Origin of the sequence: Salinibacterium amurskyense, from assembly GCF_002797685.1 — a bacterium.
GTDB classification, from domain to species: domain Bacteria; phylum Actinomycetota; class Actinomycetes; order Actinomycetales; family Microbacteriaceae; genus Rhodoglobus; species Rhodoglobus amurskyensis.
On record NZ_PGFH01000001.1, the window covers coordinates 917435 to 935549 of the forward strand.

Here is an 18115-nt window from a genome sequence, read left to right on the forward strand (position 1 = left end):
GCCGTCAACCGTGTAATACCCAGCGGCGGTCGCTAAACTTGCTTAGTGACTATTCGCCTGTATGACACCCGTAGCGCCAGCCTCGTCGACCTTGAACCCCGCGAACCGGGCAAGGTGGGAATGTACGTGTGCGGCCCCACGGTGCAGTCGGCCCCGCACATTGGTCACTTGCGTTCAGCGCTCGTCTACGACATTTGGCGCCGCTGGCTCACCTACCGCGGTCTCGATGTCACTCTCGTGCGCAACGTCACCGACATTGACGACAAGATTCTGAGCAAGGCAGCGGATGCCGCAGCCGAGGGCTCGACGGAACAGTGGTGGGCTCTGGCCTACCGAATCGAACTCGACTTCACTGCGGGCTACAACGAGCTGGGCATCCTCCCGCCGAGCTATGAGCCGCGCGCGACAGCCAACATCTCCGAAATGCGCGACCTGATTGCGCTGCTCATCGAGCGCGGTCACGCCTATGCCGCCACCGATGGCTCGGGCGATGTCTACTTCGACACCCAGTCGTGGCCCTCCTACGGTGAGCTCACCCGTCAGAAGCTCGACGATATGGTTGCTGCCGCGGATGCCGATCCGCGCGCCAAGCGCGATGCTCGCGATTTTGCGCTCTGGAAGGGCAGCAAGCCCACCGAGCCCGCTTCGGCATCCTGGTCATCGCCGTGGGGCGATGGTCGCCCCGGCTGGCACATTGAGTGCTCCGCCATGTCGCGCCGCTATTTGGGCGGTGCGTTCGACATCCACGGTGGGGGGCTCGACCTGCGGTTCCCGCACCATGAGAACGAGCTTGCCCAGTCAACAGCGCTCGGCGATGAGTTTGCACGGCACTGGGTGCACAACGGAATGGTCAACGTCAACGGCCAGAAGATGTCAAAATCACTCGGCAATTCGGTGTTTGCCCGCGACCTTTTGGATGCGGCTCGACCCATAGTGGTGCGCTATTTGCTCGGTGCTGCACATTACCGCTCCACAATCGACTACACTGACACGTCGCTTGCAGAAGCTGAGGCCGCCTTTGAGCGCCTTGAGGTGTTCATCGAGCGGGCGTCGCGCCGACTGCGTGACACTCGCTTTGATACTGCGAACACCAACGAGGTGCCCGAGGCATTTGGCGAAGCGATGGATGACGACCTTGCGGTGCCGCAAGCGCTCGCGGTAGTGCACGAAACGATTCGTTCGGGCAATGCCGCCCTCGACGATGGGGATCTTGCAACGGTCGCTACGGCGCGTTCGCAAGTGATCGCTATGGCACAGGTTTTGGGTATCAACCCACTTGATCCACGATGGGGTTCTGATCGTTCAGAACCGGCTGTTGCTGCATTATCAGCACTGGTTGACACGCTCATTGAGGATCGTAATACGGCCCGCGCGGCGAAAGACTTCGCTGTTGCAGACCGAATCCGTGATGAACTATCAGCGGCGGGCATCACTCTAGAAGATGACTCGACCGGATCGCATTGGAGCTTGCCGTGACTGATCGGCGCTTCCGACAGGAGCAACACTCGTGAAAAACCCAGGTAACACACCCCGCGCAGGAGCGGTACGCAAGGGCCGCAAGGGCCCCCAGGTCGGCTCGGGAGGCCAGGGACGTCAGGCTCTCGAAGGCCGCAAGCCCACCCCTAAAGCAGAAGATCGTCCGTACCACCCCGCGGGCAAGCGCAAGGCTGCCGCCGAGCGCTACGAAGCTGCCGGCGGAACGCGTCGCTCGGGCGGAAAGCCGTCGGGCGCTCCGCAGCAGCCCTCAAACCGTGGTGGACAGTCGCGCGTAGCGAAGTCGGCGGACGAGTCGGAGATGGTCACCGGCCGTAACTCCGTGCTCGAGGCCCTGCGTGCCAAGATTCCTGCTCACACTCTCTACATGGCAGCGCGCATCGAGTTCGATGACCGCGTCAAGGAGATCTTGAAGCTCGCTACCGCGCGCGGCATTGCTGTGCTCGAAGTGATGCGTCCAGAACTCGACCGCCTCGCCGGATTCGACTCCGTGCACCAGGGCGTTGCTCTCAAGGTGCCGCCGTACGAGTATGCGCACCCGATGGAACTTCTCGACAAGGTCGAGTCGCGCGGCCAAGTTCCGCTGCTCGTCGCTCTCGACGGCATCACTGACCCCCGCAACCTCGGCGCCATCGTGCGTTCGGTTGCCGCGTTTGGCGGCCAGGGTGTCATCGTTCCGCAGCGTCGCTCGGTCGGTATGACGGCATCCGCGTGGAAGACCTCGGCCGGTGCTGCTGCTCGTACGCCCGTTGCGATGGCGAACAACCTCACGCAAATGATCAAGGAATACAAGAAGCGCGGCGTCTTCGTGCTCGGTCTCGATGGAGACGGCGACCTGTCGCTTCCATCGTTGCCGCTGGCGAAAGAGCCCGTGCTGATCGTCGTGGGTAGCGAAGGTAAGGGCCTTTCGCGGCTCGTTACCGAGAACTGCGACGCCATTGTCTCGATCCCGATCAGCGCCTCCACCGAGTCGCTGAATGCCGGTATCGCAGCCAGTGTCACGCTCTACGAAATCTCGAAGCTGCGTGCTGCTGCTCGCAAAAAGAAGTAGCACCGTCTCAAGAAGTAGCACCGTCTCAGGCCCAGCCTGAGCTACACAGCCGAAGAGCCGCTGCCCCCTCGGGGACAGCGGCTCTTCGCGTTACAGCGAGTGACGCTAGTTGCTGGTGACGGCGTCGAGGGCTGCCGTGATGTCGTTCATCAGGTCATCAACGTGCTCAAGGCCGACCGAGAGCCGAACAATGCCAGCGCCGGGCTTCGCCTCGGAGGCGACGGGGCGGTGTGTGAGCGATGCCGGATGCTGCACGAGCGTGTCGATGCCGCCCAGTGAGACAGCGTGGGTGATGAGCTTCACTGCCTCGGTGAACTTCGCCGCCGCGTCGTAGCCGCCGGCAAGGTCGAGCGCGATGAGCGAGCCAGCGCCAGCGGACTGCGTGCCGATGAGGCCAGCGGGGTCTTGGCCGGGCAGACCGGGGTAGAGAACGCGTGCGAGTGCGGGGTGGCCGTCGAGGCGGCGAGCGAGTTCGCCGGCCGTCTCTTGCTGGGCGCGGACGCGCAGGGGCAGAGTGCGCAGGCCACGGTGCAGCAGGTACGCCGCGAAGGGGTGAAGGACTCCGCCGGTGAGTGCGCGAACGTTACGCAGGGCCTTGGCGTGCTCTTCGCTCGTGGCGATGACGCCGCCCATGACATCCCCGTGACCGCCGAGGTACTTGGTGGCGCTGTGCAGCACCATTGCAGCGCCGAGTTCAATCGGGCGCTGCAGCACGGGAGTCGCGAAGGTGTTGTCGACAAGAACGGGCACGGCACCTGCGGCGGCAACGACCTTCTTGATGTCGACGAGTTCGAGGGTGGGGTTAGCGGGGGACTCGATGATGATGAGGCCGGTGTTGGGCTGAATGGCGTTGACGATCGAGTCGGCATCGGCCCACGTCACGGTCGTACCGAGAAGTCCGTTGTCGAGTACGTGGTCGGTTCCGCCGTAGAGCGGGCGAACGCCCACAACGTGCGGTCGACCGGCCGAGGCGATGGCAATCAGCACGGCAGAGAGCGCTGCCATTCCGCTGGCGTACGCCACGGCTGCTTCTGCGCCTTCAAGAGCGGCGAGGCCGTCTTCGAAGCGAGCAACGCCGGGCTGCCAGAGTCGCTGGTACACCGCGGAGTGACCGTCGATGATGGGGTTTCCCGTGGCGAGGTTCTCGTAGGAGTCACCGCCGACTTCAACGCTGGGTAGCGGGTTTGTCGTCGAGAGGTCGATAGAGGGAACGTGGGCACCAGATTCCTGCACGCCCTCCATTCCCGCGTGAACAGCAAGGGTTTCGAGATGGATGTCGTGAGGCAGCATGACTAGATAACAACAGAAAGTGCGCCTCTAATCAACTCCCGTTGCAGGTTCTTCACGAAATGTGACATTTTTCGCATAAGCTGCGACGAAGGAGGCTCCCGTGACCGAACCCAACAGCTTGCCCATTGACTCTGTTGACCGCGCGATTCTGGCCAGTTTGGCCACCAACGCGCGCCGCTCAGGTTCGGCGCTCGCCGCCGACGCCGGCGTCTCGGAATCTACTGTCTCCCAGCGACTGCGCCGCCTTCACGACGAAGGCTACTTGCGCGGTTTTCACGCCGATATCGATGTCGCCAAGCTCGGTATGAGCGTGCAAGCGCTCATCTCGATCAAGCTCGTTAAGCACGTGCGGGAAGACGTGGATGCGTTCCGCAGTGCCGCGCCCCGCTGGCCCGGCGTCCTTGCCTTCTTCCACACCGGCGGCGGAGACGATTACCTGTTGCACGTCGCGGCGCGCAGTGCGGCAGAGCTCAGAGACTTCATGTTGACCTACTTGGCCAGTCATCCGGCTGTCGCCCACACCGAGACCAATCTCGTGTTTGAACACGTGACCGGTCGCGGGCTGGAACAACTGCTGTCCGACTAACAGTCGCCGCGGCGGTCGCCCGCTGGAGGCTAGCTAGACCTTGAGTCGCCAGTCTTCGCCGTCGTCGTCGCCGTCGAGTTCGCTCTCGCCATCGCCGGGCAGCGTAATCGGCATCGTGAATGCACCCGTGGGCGGGTTGATCATGGTGGCTTCGTCGCGACGGAACTGCAGAACGTTCTCGACGTAGCTGCTCACTGCCTCGGCAAGCGGGATGTCGTGGCCGGAATCCTGTGCCAGTTGACGACGGTGGTCGAGCAGCTGGTGGAAGGCTTCGGCGGGCTCGAGCTTGCCGCGCAGTTCTTTGGGGATAGCCCGGATGACCGGCTCAAAAACGCGCGCCGCCCACTCGTGAGCCAGCATCTCTTCGTCCATGTCTTGCTTGTCGAACGCGGCGCGGTACGAATCCATGTCGTTGAGCAAACGGCGGGCCTGGTTCTCCTGGGCATCGAGCCCGGTGAGGCGCAGCAGGCGGCGAGAGTGGTGTCCGGCATCCACAACCTTGGGCTGGATGCGCACGCGTGTGCCCGAATCTTCGGTCTTGATCGCGAGTTCTTCGATGTCGAACCCGAGCGCATTGAGGCGTTCAACGCGCTGGTTGATGCGCCAGCGTTCGGAGTGATCGAAGCGCTCGGAACCCGTGAGTTCTTTCCAGAGCGTGCGGTATTGAGCGACGATTCCGTTGCTGATTTCGACGGGATCGATGTCTTCTTCGAGACGCCCGCCCGCCTGCAGGTCGAGGAGTTCACCGGCGATATTGACACGACCGATCTCGAGGTCGTTCTCACGCTGGCCGTTGGAGAGACGGTCGTAGAGCTGACCGGTTTCGGCATCCACCAGATAGGCGGCAAAGGCGCCAGCATCGCGGCGGAAGAGAGTGTTGGAGAGCGACACATCGCCCCAGAAGAAGCCAACGATGTGCAGGCGCACGAGCAACACCGCGAGGGCGTCGACAAGGCGGCGCGCGGTCTCGGGGCGCAGGCTCTGTGAGTACACAGCCCGGTAGGGGAGGGAGAATTTGAGGTGGCGAGTAACGAGCACAGACTTGAGCTCTTCACCGTCGGCCGCGGTGCGGTTCGTCACAATCGCGAGCGGATCGACGCAGGGCACATCGAGCTTCTGCAGCGTGCGCAGCATCTCGTACTCGCGCTTAGCGAGCTCGCTGGAGGTCTCCTTAATCGCAACGACGAAGCCGCTGAGATTGGCGAAGCGCACGAGGTGGCGCGAAATGCCCTTGGGAAGAGTGGCGATTGCATCGTCGGGCCACAGCTCAAGCGGCAACGACCAGGGCAGGTCGAGGAGGGCCGGATCAGCGGTCGCAGCGGTGATGTTGACGGAACCAGTCATTCACGTGTCCTTGAAAAAAGAAGGAGCCCGCCGAACATCCGAACTGGGTTCGACGTCGACGGGCTCGATCGTAAAGCGGAAGTTAGCTTGCGACTACAGGCTTCTTGGTGAGGCGAAGACCCGACTCGGTGTCAAACACGTGAACGTGGTTGGGCTCCGGCGTGAGGAAGACCTTCTCGCCAGCGCTCGGGTGCGAGCGACCATCAACGCGAGCAACGATGTCGACGCGCTCTCCGTTGATCTCTGCGTGACCGTAGAGGTAACCGTCAGCACCGAGCTCTTCAACGAGGTCGACGTCGACCGGAAGGCCGCTGCCCGAGGTCGAAACAATAACGTCTTCGGGGCGGATGCCGATGGTAACGGTCTTGGCGTCAGTGCCACCCAGCGTCTCAGCGTCTACCGCAACAACGGCGTCACCGAACTGGAGGCCGCCATCAACGATGTCAACACTGAAGAGGTTCATGGCAGGGCTGCCGATGAAGCCAGCAACGAACACGTTCTGAGGCGATTCGTAAAGGTCGCGAGGAGTACCAACCTGCTGGAGGAGGCCATCCTTGAGAACTGCAATGCGGTCACCCATGGTGAGTGCCTCGGTCTGGTCGTGAGTCACGTAAACCGTGGTGACTCCGAGGCGACGCTGCAGGCTAGCGATCTGCGTACGCGTCTGCACTCGCAGCTTGGCGTCCAAGTTCGAGAGCGGCTCATCCATGAGGAAGACCTGAGGCTGGCGAACAATAGCGCGACCCATGGCAACACGCTGGCGCTGACCACCCGAGAGAGCCTTGGGCTTGCGGTTGAGGTACGGCTCGAGGTCGAGCAACTTTGCTGCCTCAAGTACGCGCTCAGCACGCTCTTCTTTGTTGACGCCCGCGATCTTGAGCGCGAAGCCCATGTTCTCGGCAACCGTCATGTGCGGGTACAGCGCGTAGTTCTGGAAGACCATGGCGATGTCGCGGTCTTTCGGCGGTACATCGGTGACGTCGCGGTCGCCGATGAGGATGCTGCCATCGTTGACCTCTTCGAGGCCAGCAAGCATGCGGAGGCTGGTGGACTTACCGCAACCCGAGGGGCCGACAAGTACGAGGAATTCGCCGTCTTCTACGTGAAGATTCAGCTTGTCTACAGCCGGGACCGTTGATCCCGGGTAGAGGCGGGTTGCATTGTCAAAAGTTACAGACGCCATTGTTCTATTTTTCTCCTTCACCGGCAGGTACGTGCCGGACGATCCGTTGTGATGGACAGCGGTCGAAACCGCGTTGCGTCATTATTGCACCTTTTGGGGGTCAGCCGACCGAGTGGTCCACCCCAGAACAGTGGCGAACTTGGTATTCAGTTGGGCAATTCCCAGAGATTCCTCCTAGAATTCGACGGGTGCGCCGTCGTTTCTGGGCGCCCAACACAGCGATTCATACGGCAAAAGAGGTTCGATTGAGCAACGGCAACTCCGGCGACAGCCGACTCACTAAGAATGAGCGTCGCGAAGCGGCGCGGGAAAAAGCTCGCATTCAGCGTGACGAACAGAAGAAGAAGGACCGCCGTACCAAGTGGATTCTTCAGGGCAGCGTCGGCCTCGCACTCGTTGCGATTGTTGCCGTCATCGCTCTCGTTTTGGTGAACTCGAACCAGCCCGCCGGCCCCGGCCCGCGCAACTTCGCTAGTGACGGCATCCAGCTCAATCAGGGATTCATTGCAACTCCCGCCGAAGCTCATGCCTCCGACGCAGAGCCGACACCGAACGTTCGTGACGAAGAGTCCGGCGTTCTCGACATCCAGATGTACGTCGACTACCTCTGCCCCATCTGTGGTGCCTTCGAGCAGACCAACGCTGAATACATTGAGAGCCTCGTCGAGAACGGCGCGGCAACTCTTGAGATTCACCCCATCACGATTCTCGACCGTCTCGCTCAGGGCCAGCGCTACTCATCGCGTGCCGCTAACGCTGTTGCGTGCGTCGCTGACACCTCGCCCAACGACTTCTACAGCTACCACAACCTGCTGCTGTCCGAAGGTATCCAGCCAGAAGAAAACACCACTGGCCTCAGCAACGTTGATCTGATCGAACTTCTCGATATCGCCGGAGTCGAAAACACCGACGCCATCGCCGAGTGCATCGACGACGAGACCTTCAAGACCTGGGTCAAGAACTCCACCGCACGCGCTCTGACCGAAGACATCCCCAACTCTGATGTTGGCCCGGTTACCGGAACCCCCACGGTTCTCGTGAACGGTGTGAAGTACGAGGGTGCAGTCAACGACCTCGCTAGCTTCCAGGCTTTCGTTATTCAGGTCGCCGGAGACAACTTCAACGAGAACTCAACGCCGACACCGACTCCCACCCCGGAGCCGTAAAGCGCCTTAGTTCTTCACGAGCATCGCCTCGTAGCGAGATACACCTCATAGCGAGACACGCCTCATAACGGGATTCCCCTCGCAACGAGGTTCCTCTCGTAACGAAAGGGCCCCGATCCAATTGGATCGGGGCCCTTTGTGTTGTGCAGAGGAGTGCTGGTTAGCCGAAGGTGTACGAGTACGCTTCAACGCCCTCGCTCACGGTCACCTCCAGCGTGCCGGTCTCGATCGTGTCGCCCTTGGGGATGATCGAGTAGGAGTTCGGCGTACCCGAGACCTTGATGGTCTCCGTCTTGCCATCGCGCTTCACGGTGATCGTGCCTTCTCCACCGAGAACCATGCGAACTTCACTGGCGGTGTAGTTCAGCTTGATCGAGCCCTCGCCATTGCGGGGAGTCGCGTTCTGGAAGGTGAGCTCCCAGTCGCCTTTGAGAGCGAAGCTGTTGTCGGCAAGCTTCGACGGGAAGCTGTAGGTGTTGGTGCTCGATGAGTACTTCTCGTCGCCGCCATAGTTCACTACCTTGCCGAGGCTGAGGTACGTCTCGGGGGTGGTGGTTCCAGCTTCGGGAGTGTCATCGCTGACCTCGGTTGCTGGCGGCAACTGAACGTCAGGGTTGGCATCCACGAGCAGTTCACGGATGAGCTTCTCGGTGGTCTGGTAGCTACCTTCACCGAACTTGATGTGACGAACAACGCCCTCAGCGTCGACGAGGTAATGTGCCGGCCAGAAGCGGTTGCGGTAGTTGGTCCAGGTGCTGAGGTTGTTATCGAGAGCAACCGGGTATTCGATCGCGTAGTTCTCGGCGCCAGCCTTGACGTTGGCGGGAACCTTCTCAAAGGCGTACTCGGGGGAGTGGACGCCGATGACGTTCAAACCGAGATCCTTGTAAGCGTCGTACCAGCTGTTGATGTGCGGAACTGCGCGCTGGCAGTTGATGCAGGAGTACGCCCAGAAGTCGATCAAAACGACTTCGCCGCGGAGCTCATCCAGAGTGATTTCTTCGTTGTTCTCGGTGTTGAACCACTCTTGGATGCCCTGAATATCAGGAGCGATACCGCAGCTCTCGAGCTCGGTGCCGCCGTTGCTGCACTGGTCGAGATCCTTGTTCTGCTCGTTGACGAGGCCACCAAGGTTGAGCTGTTCTGCGATCTGTTCTGAGTTGCTGAACTGGTCTTGCAATGCGCTCGTGTAGTCAGGAACGAGACGCTGAAGTGCCTGCGGCAGGTTGAACACGAGGCCGATAGCGAGAGCGATCATCAGAACGCCACCCGTGACGCGAATCTTCTGCTGGTGCTTGCGGAAAGTCTTGACGCGCTCGGCGACGCGGCGGCCGGCGAGAGCGAAGATCAGCAGCGGAAGAGCGGCACCGATAGCGAAGGTGATCGTGAGCACGATGGTTTCCGGCCCGATGCGTCCGGTTGAGCCAGCGACCGTGATAGCCGCCAAAACTGGTCCTGCACAGGGCACGTAGACGGCACCGAGAGCCAGGCCGAGCACGAAGCCGCCCTTGTCTGTTCCGACATTCTTCTGCGGGATCCACGAGAAAGGCTTCTCCAGAATGTGCTGGAACGCGGGAATGATGAGGCCAAGGCCGATCAAGACGAGAACGACGATGCCGGCCCAGCGCAGGAAGTCCTGGGGGAGGTTGAGCAGCGCGAGAATGAGCGAACCGATGAGCGTGAAGACGCTGAACGCGACAACGAGGCCGGCGATAACGAAGTAGGGGCGCCACGGTGAAACCTTGGGGGCGGCATCCTTCTCAGCGGTTGCTGTTGCGGTAGCGCTGTCGCTGATGGCGGCGGCATCGGATGCGGTGGGCATCGTGCGGCGAGCGAAGCGACGCTTCTTGGTTTCCCCTTCGCCACGGGCGCTCATGGCACCACCAGACAAGAAGATGACCGGCAGAACCGGCAAGATACACGGGGATATACCCGTGATGATGCCTCCTAGGAAGCCGATAAGGGCGAGACTGAGCATGAGGTTCCTCCACAGAACTGTGTGACGCCCGGGAGCCCGGGCGGCTGCACTGAAGTTCGGAACCGTGGCCCGTAAGGGTTGGTCTGAGGTTGCTGCGTCTTTACTGGCGGTCGTCTGCTGCGGGCTTCGGATGCCGTCTGAAGCGCCGCCCGAAGCGCCACGCCAGAACGCTTCCGCCGACGGCGATGGCCAGCGCCAGAAGCGCGACGCCAAGGTATCGCCACTCTGAAGCGGGGGAGTAGGGGAACGTATCTGACCAGTCGAGCCCGAGCCGCACGACGACGGCGCCCAGCATCCAACTCAGGATCACGCCGCCGAGGGTGGTGAAGACGGAGGCGGGCGTTGGTCGAGGTCGTGTCGAGCCTCGAGTCGCACGTCGGGTCATGAGGGTGCTGCTTTCGGATCGGTGAGGTAGTCGGCGAGGGGAGAACGATCGCTGCGAGCCTACGCGGCAGAAATCTTTACCTCCCTATAGGCAAAAGCCGTTTCAAAAAACTTCGAAAAACTTCCAAACCCTTTTCGGGGGTGCCCCGAATAGTCCTGTGTAAGCCGGCAGCGAGTCGGTAAACAGGGTCCATCGGGGGCCACACACTTTCACCAAGGAGATTCACATGCGATCCATTAAGCGCAACACCATCGCCGCCCTCACGTTCGCTGCAGTAGCAATGGTCGGCCTCGCCGGTTGTTCCACTGGCGCAGCAGACGACACCGCAGCACCGGCTCCTGAAGAGAGCTCGCCGTCGATGGAGATGGACTACACGACAGACCTCGTCGGCGCCGGCTGCGCTGCTTACGCCGAGACCGTTCCGGATGGAAGCGGCTCGATCGTCGGAATGGCTCAGGACCCGGTAGCAGTAGCTGCGTCGAACAACCCGCTGCTCACCACCCTCACCGCAGCAGTTTCGGGTGGCCTGAACCCAGACGTCAACCTCGTTGACACGCTCAACGGTTCAGAATTCACCGTCTTCGCTCCGGTTGACGACGCTTTCGCAGCGCTTCCTGCCGAGACCGTAGAGGCTCTCATGCAGCCCGAGAACGCTGAACTGCTCACGAGCATCCTCACGTACCACGTTGTTCCTGGCCAGATCCTCCCGGATGACATTGCTGGCGAGCTCACCACTGTCAACGGTGAAATGGTCACCGTTGCTGGTAGCGGCGACAGCATCACCGTCAACGGCGCCAACGTCATCTGTGGTGGCGTTCACACGGCCAACGCAACCGTTTACCTCATTGATGGTGTACTCACCCCCGGTGCGTAATTTGTAGCAAAACTCACGGGGATCCGCGCCTAGCGCGGGTCCCCGTTTTTGCGTTTCCCGGCCCGTGATTCCGGGGTTGTTGGCGCGGAATTGCGGGGTAGACGAAGGCCTCTAGAGCGTCGCTTGCGATGCGCTTTCGTTACTTCATGGCTTGACTTTCTTCCCTTGGCAGAGTTATTTTCTCTAAGTGAGCAATGAAGCCCTAAGCCGATTCGACGAAGCCACCTCCGTGCGTGCACAGGTGCTGACGATGCTGCGCGACCACGGTCCGCTGCCCCGCATCGAACTCGCTCGGCGTGCTCATCTCAGCCCCACCACCATCACCCGCGCCGTAGCCCAACTGGCTGACGAAGGCGTGATCGTCGAGGGCAACTCGATCTCGCCGACCAAACTCGGCCGGCCCGCAACCGAGATCTCGATCGTGCGCGACGCTTTCGTTGTCGTGGGTGTGCAGGTCGGTGTCGGCTTCGTGCAGCTCGGCCTCATCGATCTTCTCGGAGGCACGGTGGCCTCGAGCTCGCTCAGCTACGACATCGCTACTCCCGCCGCCGACGTCATGGTCGACGCCGCTGCGGCAATCAACGAACTTATTGCGGCTTCGGAATATGACCAGTCAATGGTTATCGGAGTGGGCGTCGCTGTGCCCGGCCCCGTCGACGTCGCCGGCCGCAGCATCCTTCTCCCCATCAACCTCGACTGGCGCGACGTTCCCGTCGCCGACATTCTTGAACCACTGACCGGGCTGCCCGTCACGGTCGAGCACAACGTGCGCTCGATGGCCCTAGCCGAATCTCGCTTTGGCGCCGCGAAAGACCTCGGCAGTGTCGCCTTCATCTACCTGCGCACTGGCCTCGGTGCCGGCCTCGTCGTCGAGGGCCAGCCCTTTGCCGGCGGTGTTCGCGGAGCAATTGAACTTGGCCACCTGCATGTCATCGACAACGGCATCGCCTGCGTCTGCGGCGGAAACGGATGCCTCGAAACCCTCGTGAGTGAAGGCGCCCTGCAGCGCCAGCTCGCCGAAGCCGGCCTCTCGTCCAACGGCGGGGGAGCGCTCACCGCGCTCTACGCCGCCGCCGACACGAACGACGTGGCCCGGGCATCCATCGACGCCATCATCACGCAGCTCGCCACCGCCATGTCGGCGATCGTGAACCTGCTGAACCCCGACGTGATTCTGCTCGGCGGCGCGCTCGCCGAGGTGCCCGAAGCGTTCTTCGAGCGCCTGACGGAGCAGACCCGCCAACAAGTCTTTCCGCTCATCCGCCCCCTCGTTCGTATCGAGCCATCGTCGCTTGGCATGTACGCGGGAGTGCTGGGTGGCGGAACCGCAGCCCTCGAACGCTACTTCTACATCTAAGCCATCACTTACCTACCCAACGAAGAGGATCAGACAATGACGTCGAACAGGAACGCGACATGAGTGAACGACAGGTCGAACCAGAGGCCCTAACCATGGCAACACCGACAGCCGTCGCAGAGGACACCGAAAAGGGCGAGCGTTCTCTCAAGGGACTGTATGTGATCACGTTCTTCCTCGGGATCGGGATCTGGACGCTGAGCGCGGTACTCTCGCGCAATGCGTTGATCCCGACCCCGATCGACGTCATCGCGAGCTTCGGTGAACTCATCGCCAACGGCACCCTCTGGGGCCACACGGTAACGAGTCTCACCCGAGTCACGACTGGCTTCCTGCTCGGAGTTGCGTTGGCCATTCCGGCCGGCTTCCTCATGGGCTGGTACTGGCTTGCTCGCGGCTTGCTCGAGCCGTGGATTCAGTTCTTCCGCACGATCCCGCCGCTGGCGCTCATCCCGCTGGTCATCGTGATTCTCGGAATCGGTGAGACCGCCAAGATCTTCGTGATCTTCCTCGCTGCGTTCCTCTCCTGCGTACTCGCTACCTTCCAGGGTGTGAGAAACGTGGATGTCACGCTCATCAACGCCGCGCGAGTGCTGGGTGCTAAAGACCTCACGATCTTCACTCGCGTCGTTATTCCCGCATCCACCCCGTTCATCTTCGTGGGTATGCGCGTCGCTCTCGGAGCATCGTGGGCCACCCTCGTGGCCTCGGAGTTGATCGCAGCCCCCACCGGCCTTGGTCGAATGATGCAGCAGGCTGCGCAGTTCCTCCAAACCGACCGCATCGTTGTCGGCATCATCATGATCGGTGCTCTCGGATTCATCATGGACCGTTTGCTTCTTCTCGCCGAACGGCGACTTACTCGCTGGCAGGAGACTCGCTAATGGCTCTCATCTCGATCAAAGACGTCACCAAGATCTACAATACGGAGCGTGGCCGCACGGTCAGCCTCGACAACGTCAGCCTTGACGTTGAACAGGGCGAGTTCATCACTCTTGTCGGCCCCAGCGGTTGCGGCAAGTCCACGATGCTGAACCTGGTGGGTGGCTTGCTTATGCCGACCTCGGGCCAGGTGCTCGTGAACGATGAGCCCGTCAAGGGCCCCGGTCCCGACCGCGGCGTGATCTTTCAGCAGTACGCCCTGTTCCCGTGGCTGACCGCTCAAGAGAACGTTGAGTTCGGGCTTCGGTTGCAGAACGTTCCCAAGAAGGAGCGCGCCGAACGGGCCATGCATTACTTGAGCCTCGTTGGTCTACAGGACTTCGCCAACGCTCTACCCAAGGAGCTCTCGGGCGGTATGAAGCAGCGTGCGGCAATCGCGCGGGCGTATGCCGTGCATCCGTCGGTATTGCTGATGGATGAGCCCTTCGGCGCCCTCGATGCGCTCACCCGGGTGCAGATGCAGGATGACCTGCTCGAGACCTGGGAAAAGGAAAAGCGCACCGTCGTCTTCATCACCCACGACGTGGACGAGGCCGTGTACCTCGCCAGCCGCGTTGTTGTGATGAGCCCCCGCCCCGGTCGCATCAGCGAAATTATCGACGTTCCCCTCGCGTACCCCCGCGGGGAGGAGATTCGGCTCTCTCCCGAGTTTGCCGAGATCCGTGCCAGAGTCTGGCGCGGAGTGCACCACCACGAATGAACCAACCACTCATTACCAATCACAGGCAAGGACGCCCCATGAAGAAGAAAATGCTCGGCGCGGCAGCAGTCGCCGCAACATTTGCTCTCGCATTGACCGGTTGCACGACAGACTCCGGCAGCACTGACAGCAGCGGCGAGGACCTCATCGCCATCAACGTTGGCTACATCGACACCAGCATCAACGGCGTAGGCATTATTGCCGTCGCCAACGATCAAGACCTCTGGACCGAAGCTGGCCTCGACGTCAACCTCGTTCCGTTCACCAATGGCCCCACGCAGATTCAGGCCATGGCCAGTGGATCGCTTGATGTCGGTTACATCGGTGGTGGCGCCATGTGGATGCCCGCTTCCGGTCAGGGCACAGTTATCACTCCCAACGAGAGCACCTTTGGTGACTACCTCATCGCTTCTCCCGAGTCGGGCGCTACCGATATGGCTGACCTCAAGGGACTCAAGATTGGTGTTCCAGATGGTGGATCGGGCGAAATGATTCTCGCCCTCGCCCTTGAAGAAGCTGGTCTCACCGAGGCTGACATTGAGCGCATCCCGCTGGACCCGCCGAGCGTTGTTTCGGCATTCGTCGCTGGCCAGATCGACGTTGCTGCCATCTTCTCGCCGCTGAGCGACCAGATCTTCGAGTCGGTTCCCGACGCAGAGATCATCGCCAACAACCGCGACTTCCCCGAGACCGAGTTCCTCGGAGCCTGGGTTGCCTCGAACGATGCCGCTGCTGACAAGAGTGAAGCCCTCACGCGCTTCCTCGAGGTCTGGATTCAGGCCAACGACTACCGCATCTCTGACACCGAAGACACGGTTGCTCTCTCCGCTGCGCTCTCGGGTGCTCCCGCAGACCAGCTGCAGAGCCAGGCCGATGGCCTCGAGTGGTGGACGTCTGACCAGATTCTGGCCGACAACGCCGACGGTTCCACGTTTGAGCGCTTCGGTGCTTTCACGCAGCTCTTCGTTGAGGTTGGTCGCCTGACCACCGACGAAGCTTCCGCACCGGAAGACTTCATCAACGTCGACCTCTTCGCCGCCGCCAAGGACAACCTCAAGTGACCGGTCGGCTAGGGACCGGTGCTCCGGTCCGCTTAGGGATCGTGGGCGCCGGGTTCGTAGCCGACTTCTACCTTCGAGCACTCGGCAGCATCCGCGGGCATGACGTAACGGTTGTTGCGGCACGCTCGGCGGAGTCGGGGGCAGCATTTGCGGAACGCTTCGGCATTCCGGTTGTTGTCTCCACCGTCGCTGAACTCGTGGAGCGCGACGATGTCGACATCGTCATCGTCGCGCTCCCTCAAGACCAACACGTTGCGGTTGTTACCGCAGCAGCGGCCGCCGGCAAGGGCATCATTTGCACCAAGCCGCTCGGCCGCAACTCAGCGGAAGCTGCCGAATGCCTGCGCCTCGTTCGCGAAGCCGGCGTCTGGCACGCCTACGCCGAAACCGAAGTATTTGCTCCGGGCCTCGTGAAAGCGAAAGAACTCGTGGATGCCGGCGCTGTTGGCCGAGTGACCTCGGTTCGAGCGCGGGAATCCCACGGACATCCGCACAAGCATGCTCGCGATGTTTCGCGTTCTGGCGGCGGACCACTGCGCGCTCTCGGCTGCCACTGTGTAGCCATCGGCCGCTGGTTCATCGGCTACGACACCGCTCCCAAAGAAGTCTTCGCGTGGGGTGCACGACTCTCGCGCGACGACGTCGAGACCGAAGACACCGCTGTGGCGCTCATCCGCTTCGAGGATGACCGCATGGCTCAGGTCGAAGTGAGCTGGGGCCACATCGCCGGGCTGGATGTGCGCAACGAGATTCACGGCACCGCGGGCTGGATCGGCACCGACGAGACCGGTGAGACGGGCATCCGTGCCTTCGCTGGAAAGCCCGCCGACTACGTCGTCGAAAAGGCCGGAGCCGCGACAGGCTGGATCACCCCGGTGCCCGACGAGCCCTGGGTGTACGGCTACCACGGAGAACTCACCCACTTCGTGGAGTGCTATCGCGCGGGCGTCGAGCCCCGCCAAACCTTTGTTGATGGCTACATAGACAACGCAATCATTGATGCCGCCTACCGCTCCATGGAGTCCGGAACCTGGGTTCCGATCGACATGTCCGCGGTCTAAAGCGGCACCCTGAACGACGAAAGAACAACTATGACTGAGAACGCTAAGCGCCGCCCCAACATTGTGATGATCCTCACCGATGATCACGCCTCGCACGCCATCGGTGCGTATGGGTCGGTAGTGAACCAGACTCCGCGCATCGACGAGATCGCGCAGTTGGGCTGGAAGCTCGACAACTGCTTCGCGACCAACTCGCTCTGTTCGCCGAGTCGGGCATCCATTCTCACGGGGACATATAGTCACATCAACGGTGTCAGTACGCTCGTGACGCCGATCGATGCCAGCCAGCCGACCTTCGTGTCTCAGCTGAAAGACGCGGGCTACCGCACCGCCATAGTCGGCAAGTGGCATATGGGTGATGGTGGAGAAGCTGACCCCCAGAACTTCGACTATTGGGATGTGCTCATTGAGCAGGGCGAATACTTCGACCCGAAATTCTTGAACCCGGATGGGCTGCGCACCGTTCCCGGCTACGCCACCGACGTGATCACCGACCTTTCGCTCAAATGGGTTGACGAGCTTGAAGGCGACGACCCGTGGTGCGTGCTGATTTACCACAAGGCGCCGCACCGCCCATGGGAGCCCGACGAGAAGCACGCCGGCATGTACTCCGACCCGATCCCGGTGCCCGCGACCTTCACCGACGACTACGAGACGCGCACATCGTCCGCTCGTCGGGCCGCGATGCGCATCGCCGAGAATCTCAACGAAGACGACCTCAAGCAGACACCGCCCGAGGGACTCAGCTACGACGAACTCGCTCTGTGGAAGTACCAGCGCTTCATGGAGGACTACCTCGCGTGTGTCGCCTCGGTCGACGACAACGTTGGCCGCGTCACCGACTGGCTCAAAGAGCGCGGCGACTTCGACGACACCCTGCTGATGTACAGCTCAGATCAGGGCTTCTTCTTGGGCGACCACGGCTGGTTCGACAAGCGCTTCATGTACGAAGAATCGCTGCGGATGCCGTTCGTGCTCAGCTATCCAGCGCAGTTGGCTGCCGGCAAGTCCTACGAGGGCATCGTGACCAACGTTGACCTCGCGCAGACCATCCTCGATGCGGCGGGCGTGGAGCACCACCCGCGCATGCAGGGCCGCAGCCTCTGGCCCGACCTCATTGAAACCCCGGATGTCGAACCCGCCGAGGGAATGTACTACCGCTACTGGGAGAACGACGATGTCTTCCATCGCGCGCCCGCCCATTACGGCTACCGCACCGACCGCTACAAGCTGATCTTCTTCTACAACGACGGACTAGGAGTGCCCGGAACCGGGCCATTCTCCTACCCCTCCGAGTGGGAGCTCTACGACCTCGAAACCGACCCCGACGAACTCAACAACGTCTACGGAACACCGGAATACGCCGAAGTTGAAGCCGACATGAAGGTCAAAATGTGGAAGGCGCAAGCATCGTTCAAAGACGAACCGCACCCCAGCCAGCCGAAGCCCGTCGGGGTCTAAAACTTTTCTGAAGTTTTTTGCAGCGCACGTGTCGATTCGGCACGTGCGCTGCGTCATGTCAGTGAAGGGCAGGGAAATCCCCGGCCCCGAAAGGACATGATTATCGTGGAGTACTCGCAGTTCTCATCGTCATGTCCGTTGTCATCGGCCTCTTCGGCCACACTTCACAGATCGGCTAGGGA

At 61.5% G+C, this 18115-nt stretch carries 16 protein-coding genes; 11 read left to right on the forward strand and 5 right to left on the reverse strand.

What is annotated here, in order from left to right; translation table 11 throughout:
• The first annotated feature begins 45 nt into the window (after positions 1 to 45).
• Complete coding sequence (gene cysS / locus CLV85_RS04325; protein ID WP_100388354.1) at positions 46 to 1476, forward strand: cysteine--tRNA ligase; 1431 nt, start codon at positions 46 to 48, stop codon at positions 1474 to 1476.
• A 31-nt stretch (positions 1477 to 1507) separates the two neighbouring features.
• Positions 1508 to 2545 carry a 23S rRNA (guanosine(2251)-2'-O)-methyltransferase RlmB gene (gene rlmB, locus CLV85_RS04330; RefSeq protein WP_100388355.1) on the forward strand — a complete coding sequence of 346 codons (1038 nt, stop codon included), beginning with the start codon at positions 1508 to 1510 and terminating at the stop codon, positions 2543 to 2545.
• 105 nt (positions 2546 to 2650) lie between these two features.
• On the opposite strand, the gene CLV85_RS04335 is transcribed toward rlmB, so the two are convergent.
• Positions 2651 to 3835 (reverse strand): trans-sulfuration enzyme family protein, encoded by a 1185-nt coding sequence (locus tag CLV85_RS04335; RefSeq protein ID WP_100388356.1) that lies wholly within the window; start codon positions 3833 to 3835, stop codon positions 2651 to 2653.
• A 100-nt stretch (positions 3836 to 3935) separates the two neighbouring features.
• Between CLV85_RS04335 and CLV85_RS04340 the strand changes: the two genes are divergently transcribed.
• Positions 3936 to 4421 (forward strand): Lrp/AsnC family transcriptional regulator, encoded by a 486-nt coding sequence (locus CLV85_RS04340; RefSeq protein WP_100388357.1) that lies wholly within the window; start codon positions 3936 to 3938, stop codon positions 4419 to 4421.
• A 33-nt stretch (positions 4422 to 4454) separates the two neighbouring features.
• Here the strand turns inward: CLV85_RS04340 and CLV85_RS04345 are convergent, their stop codons facing one another.
• Together CLV85_RS04345 and CLV85_RS04350 are read right to left on the reverse strand one after the other, a co-directional pair.
• Positions 4455 to 5765, reverse strand: coding sequence for a DUF4032 domain-containing protein (locus CLV85_RS04345; protein WP_100388358.1), 1311 nt, complete (start codon positions 5763 to 5765; stop codon positions 4455 to 4457).
• Between the two features lie 82 nt (positions 5766 to 5847).
• Complete coding sequence (locus CLV85_RS04350) at positions 5848 to 6948, reverse strand: ABC transporter ATP-binding protein (protein ID WP_100388359.1); 1101 nt, start codon at positions 6946 to 6948, stop codon at positions 5848 to 5850.
• Positions 6949 to 7193: 245 nt separating this feature from the next.
• On the opposite strand from CLV85_RS04350, the gene CLV85_RS04355 reads away from it, so the two are divergent.
• Positions 7194 to 8114: a DsbA family protein gene (locus tag CLV85_RS04355; RefSeq protein WP_229820323.1), complete on the forward strand. Its 921-nt coding sequence runs from the start codon at positions 7194 to 7196 to the stop codon at positions 8112 to 8114.
• 160 nt (positions 8115 to 8274) lie between these two features.
• Here the strand turns inward: CLV85_RS04355 and CLV85_RS04360 are convergent, their stop codons facing one another.
• Both CLV85_RS04360 and CLV85_RS04365 read right to left on the reverse strand, forming a co-directional pair.
• The gene (locus CLV85_RS04360) at positions 8275 to 10092 is read right to left on the reverse strand and encodes a cytochrome c biogenesis protein DipZ (protein ID WP_100388361.1); all 1818 of its coding nucleotides are present in this window, start codon (positions 10090 to 10092) and stop codon (positions 8275 to 8277) included.
• 100 nt (positions 10093 to 10192) lie between these two features.
• Positions 10193 to 10477, reverse strand: a complete 285-nt coding sequence (locus tag CLV85_RS04365) for a hypothetical protein (RefSeq protein ID WP_147433345.1) — start codon at positions 10475 to 10477, stop codon at positions 10193 to 10195.
• A 226-nt stretch (positions 10478 to 10703) separates the two neighbouring features.
• Here CLV85_RS04365 and CLV85_RS04370 point away from each other — a divergent pair, with 226 nt between their 5' ends.
• The 7 genes from CLV85_RS04370 (at position 10704) to CLV85_RS04400 (ending at position 17933) form a co-directional block, all read left to right on the forward strand.
• Entirely contained in the window at positions 10704 to 11351 is a 648-nt protein-coding gene (locus CLV85_RS04370; protein ID WP_100388363.1) for a fasciclin domain-containing protein, read from the forward strand.
• A gap of 187 nt (positions 11352 to 11538) precedes the next feature.
• Positions 11539 to 12708, forward strand: coding sequence for an ROK family transcriptional regulator (locus CLV85_RS04375; protein ID WP_100388364.1), 1170 nt, complete (start codon positions 11539 to 11541; stop codon positions 12706 to 12708).
• Positions 12709 to 12767: 59 nt separating this feature from the next.
• Complete coding sequence (locus CLV85_RS04380) at positions 12768 to 13592, forward strand: ABC transporter permease (protein ID WP_229820321.1); 825 nt, start codon at positions 12768 to 12770, stop codon at positions 13590 to 13592.
• Positions 13592 to 14350: an ABC transporter ATP-binding protein gene (locus CLV85_RS04385; RefSeq protein WP_100388366.1), complete on the forward strand. Its 759-nt coding sequence runs from the start codon at positions 13592 to 13594 to the stop codon at positions 14348 to 14350. Before CLV85_RS04380 ends, CLV85_RS04385 begins: the two co-directional genes overlap by 1 nt.
• Before the next feature lie 38 nt (positions 14351 to 14388).
• Positions 14389 to 15411 (forward strand): ABC transporter substrate-binding protein, encoded by a 1023-nt coding sequence (locus CLV85_RS04390; protein WP_157847473.1) that lies wholly within the window; start codon positions 14389 to 14391, stop codon positions 15409 to 15411.
• Positions 15408 to 16472 carry a Gfo/Idh/MocA family protein gene (locus tag CLV85_RS04395; RefSeq protein WP_100388368.1) on the forward strand — a complete coding sequence of 355 codons (1065 nt, stop codon included), beginning with the start codon at positions 15408 to 15410 and terminating at the stop codon, positions 16470 to 16472. Before CLV85_RS04390 ends, CLV85_RS04395 begins: the two co-directional genes overlap by 4 nt.
• A 30-nt stretch (positions 16473 to 16502) precedes the next feature.
• Entirely contained in the window at positions 16503 to 17933 is a 1431-nt protein-coding gene (locus tag CLV85_RS04400; RefSeq protein WP_100388369.1) for a sulfatase family protein, read from the forward strand.
• Positions 17934 to 18115 lie beyond the last annotated feature (182 nt).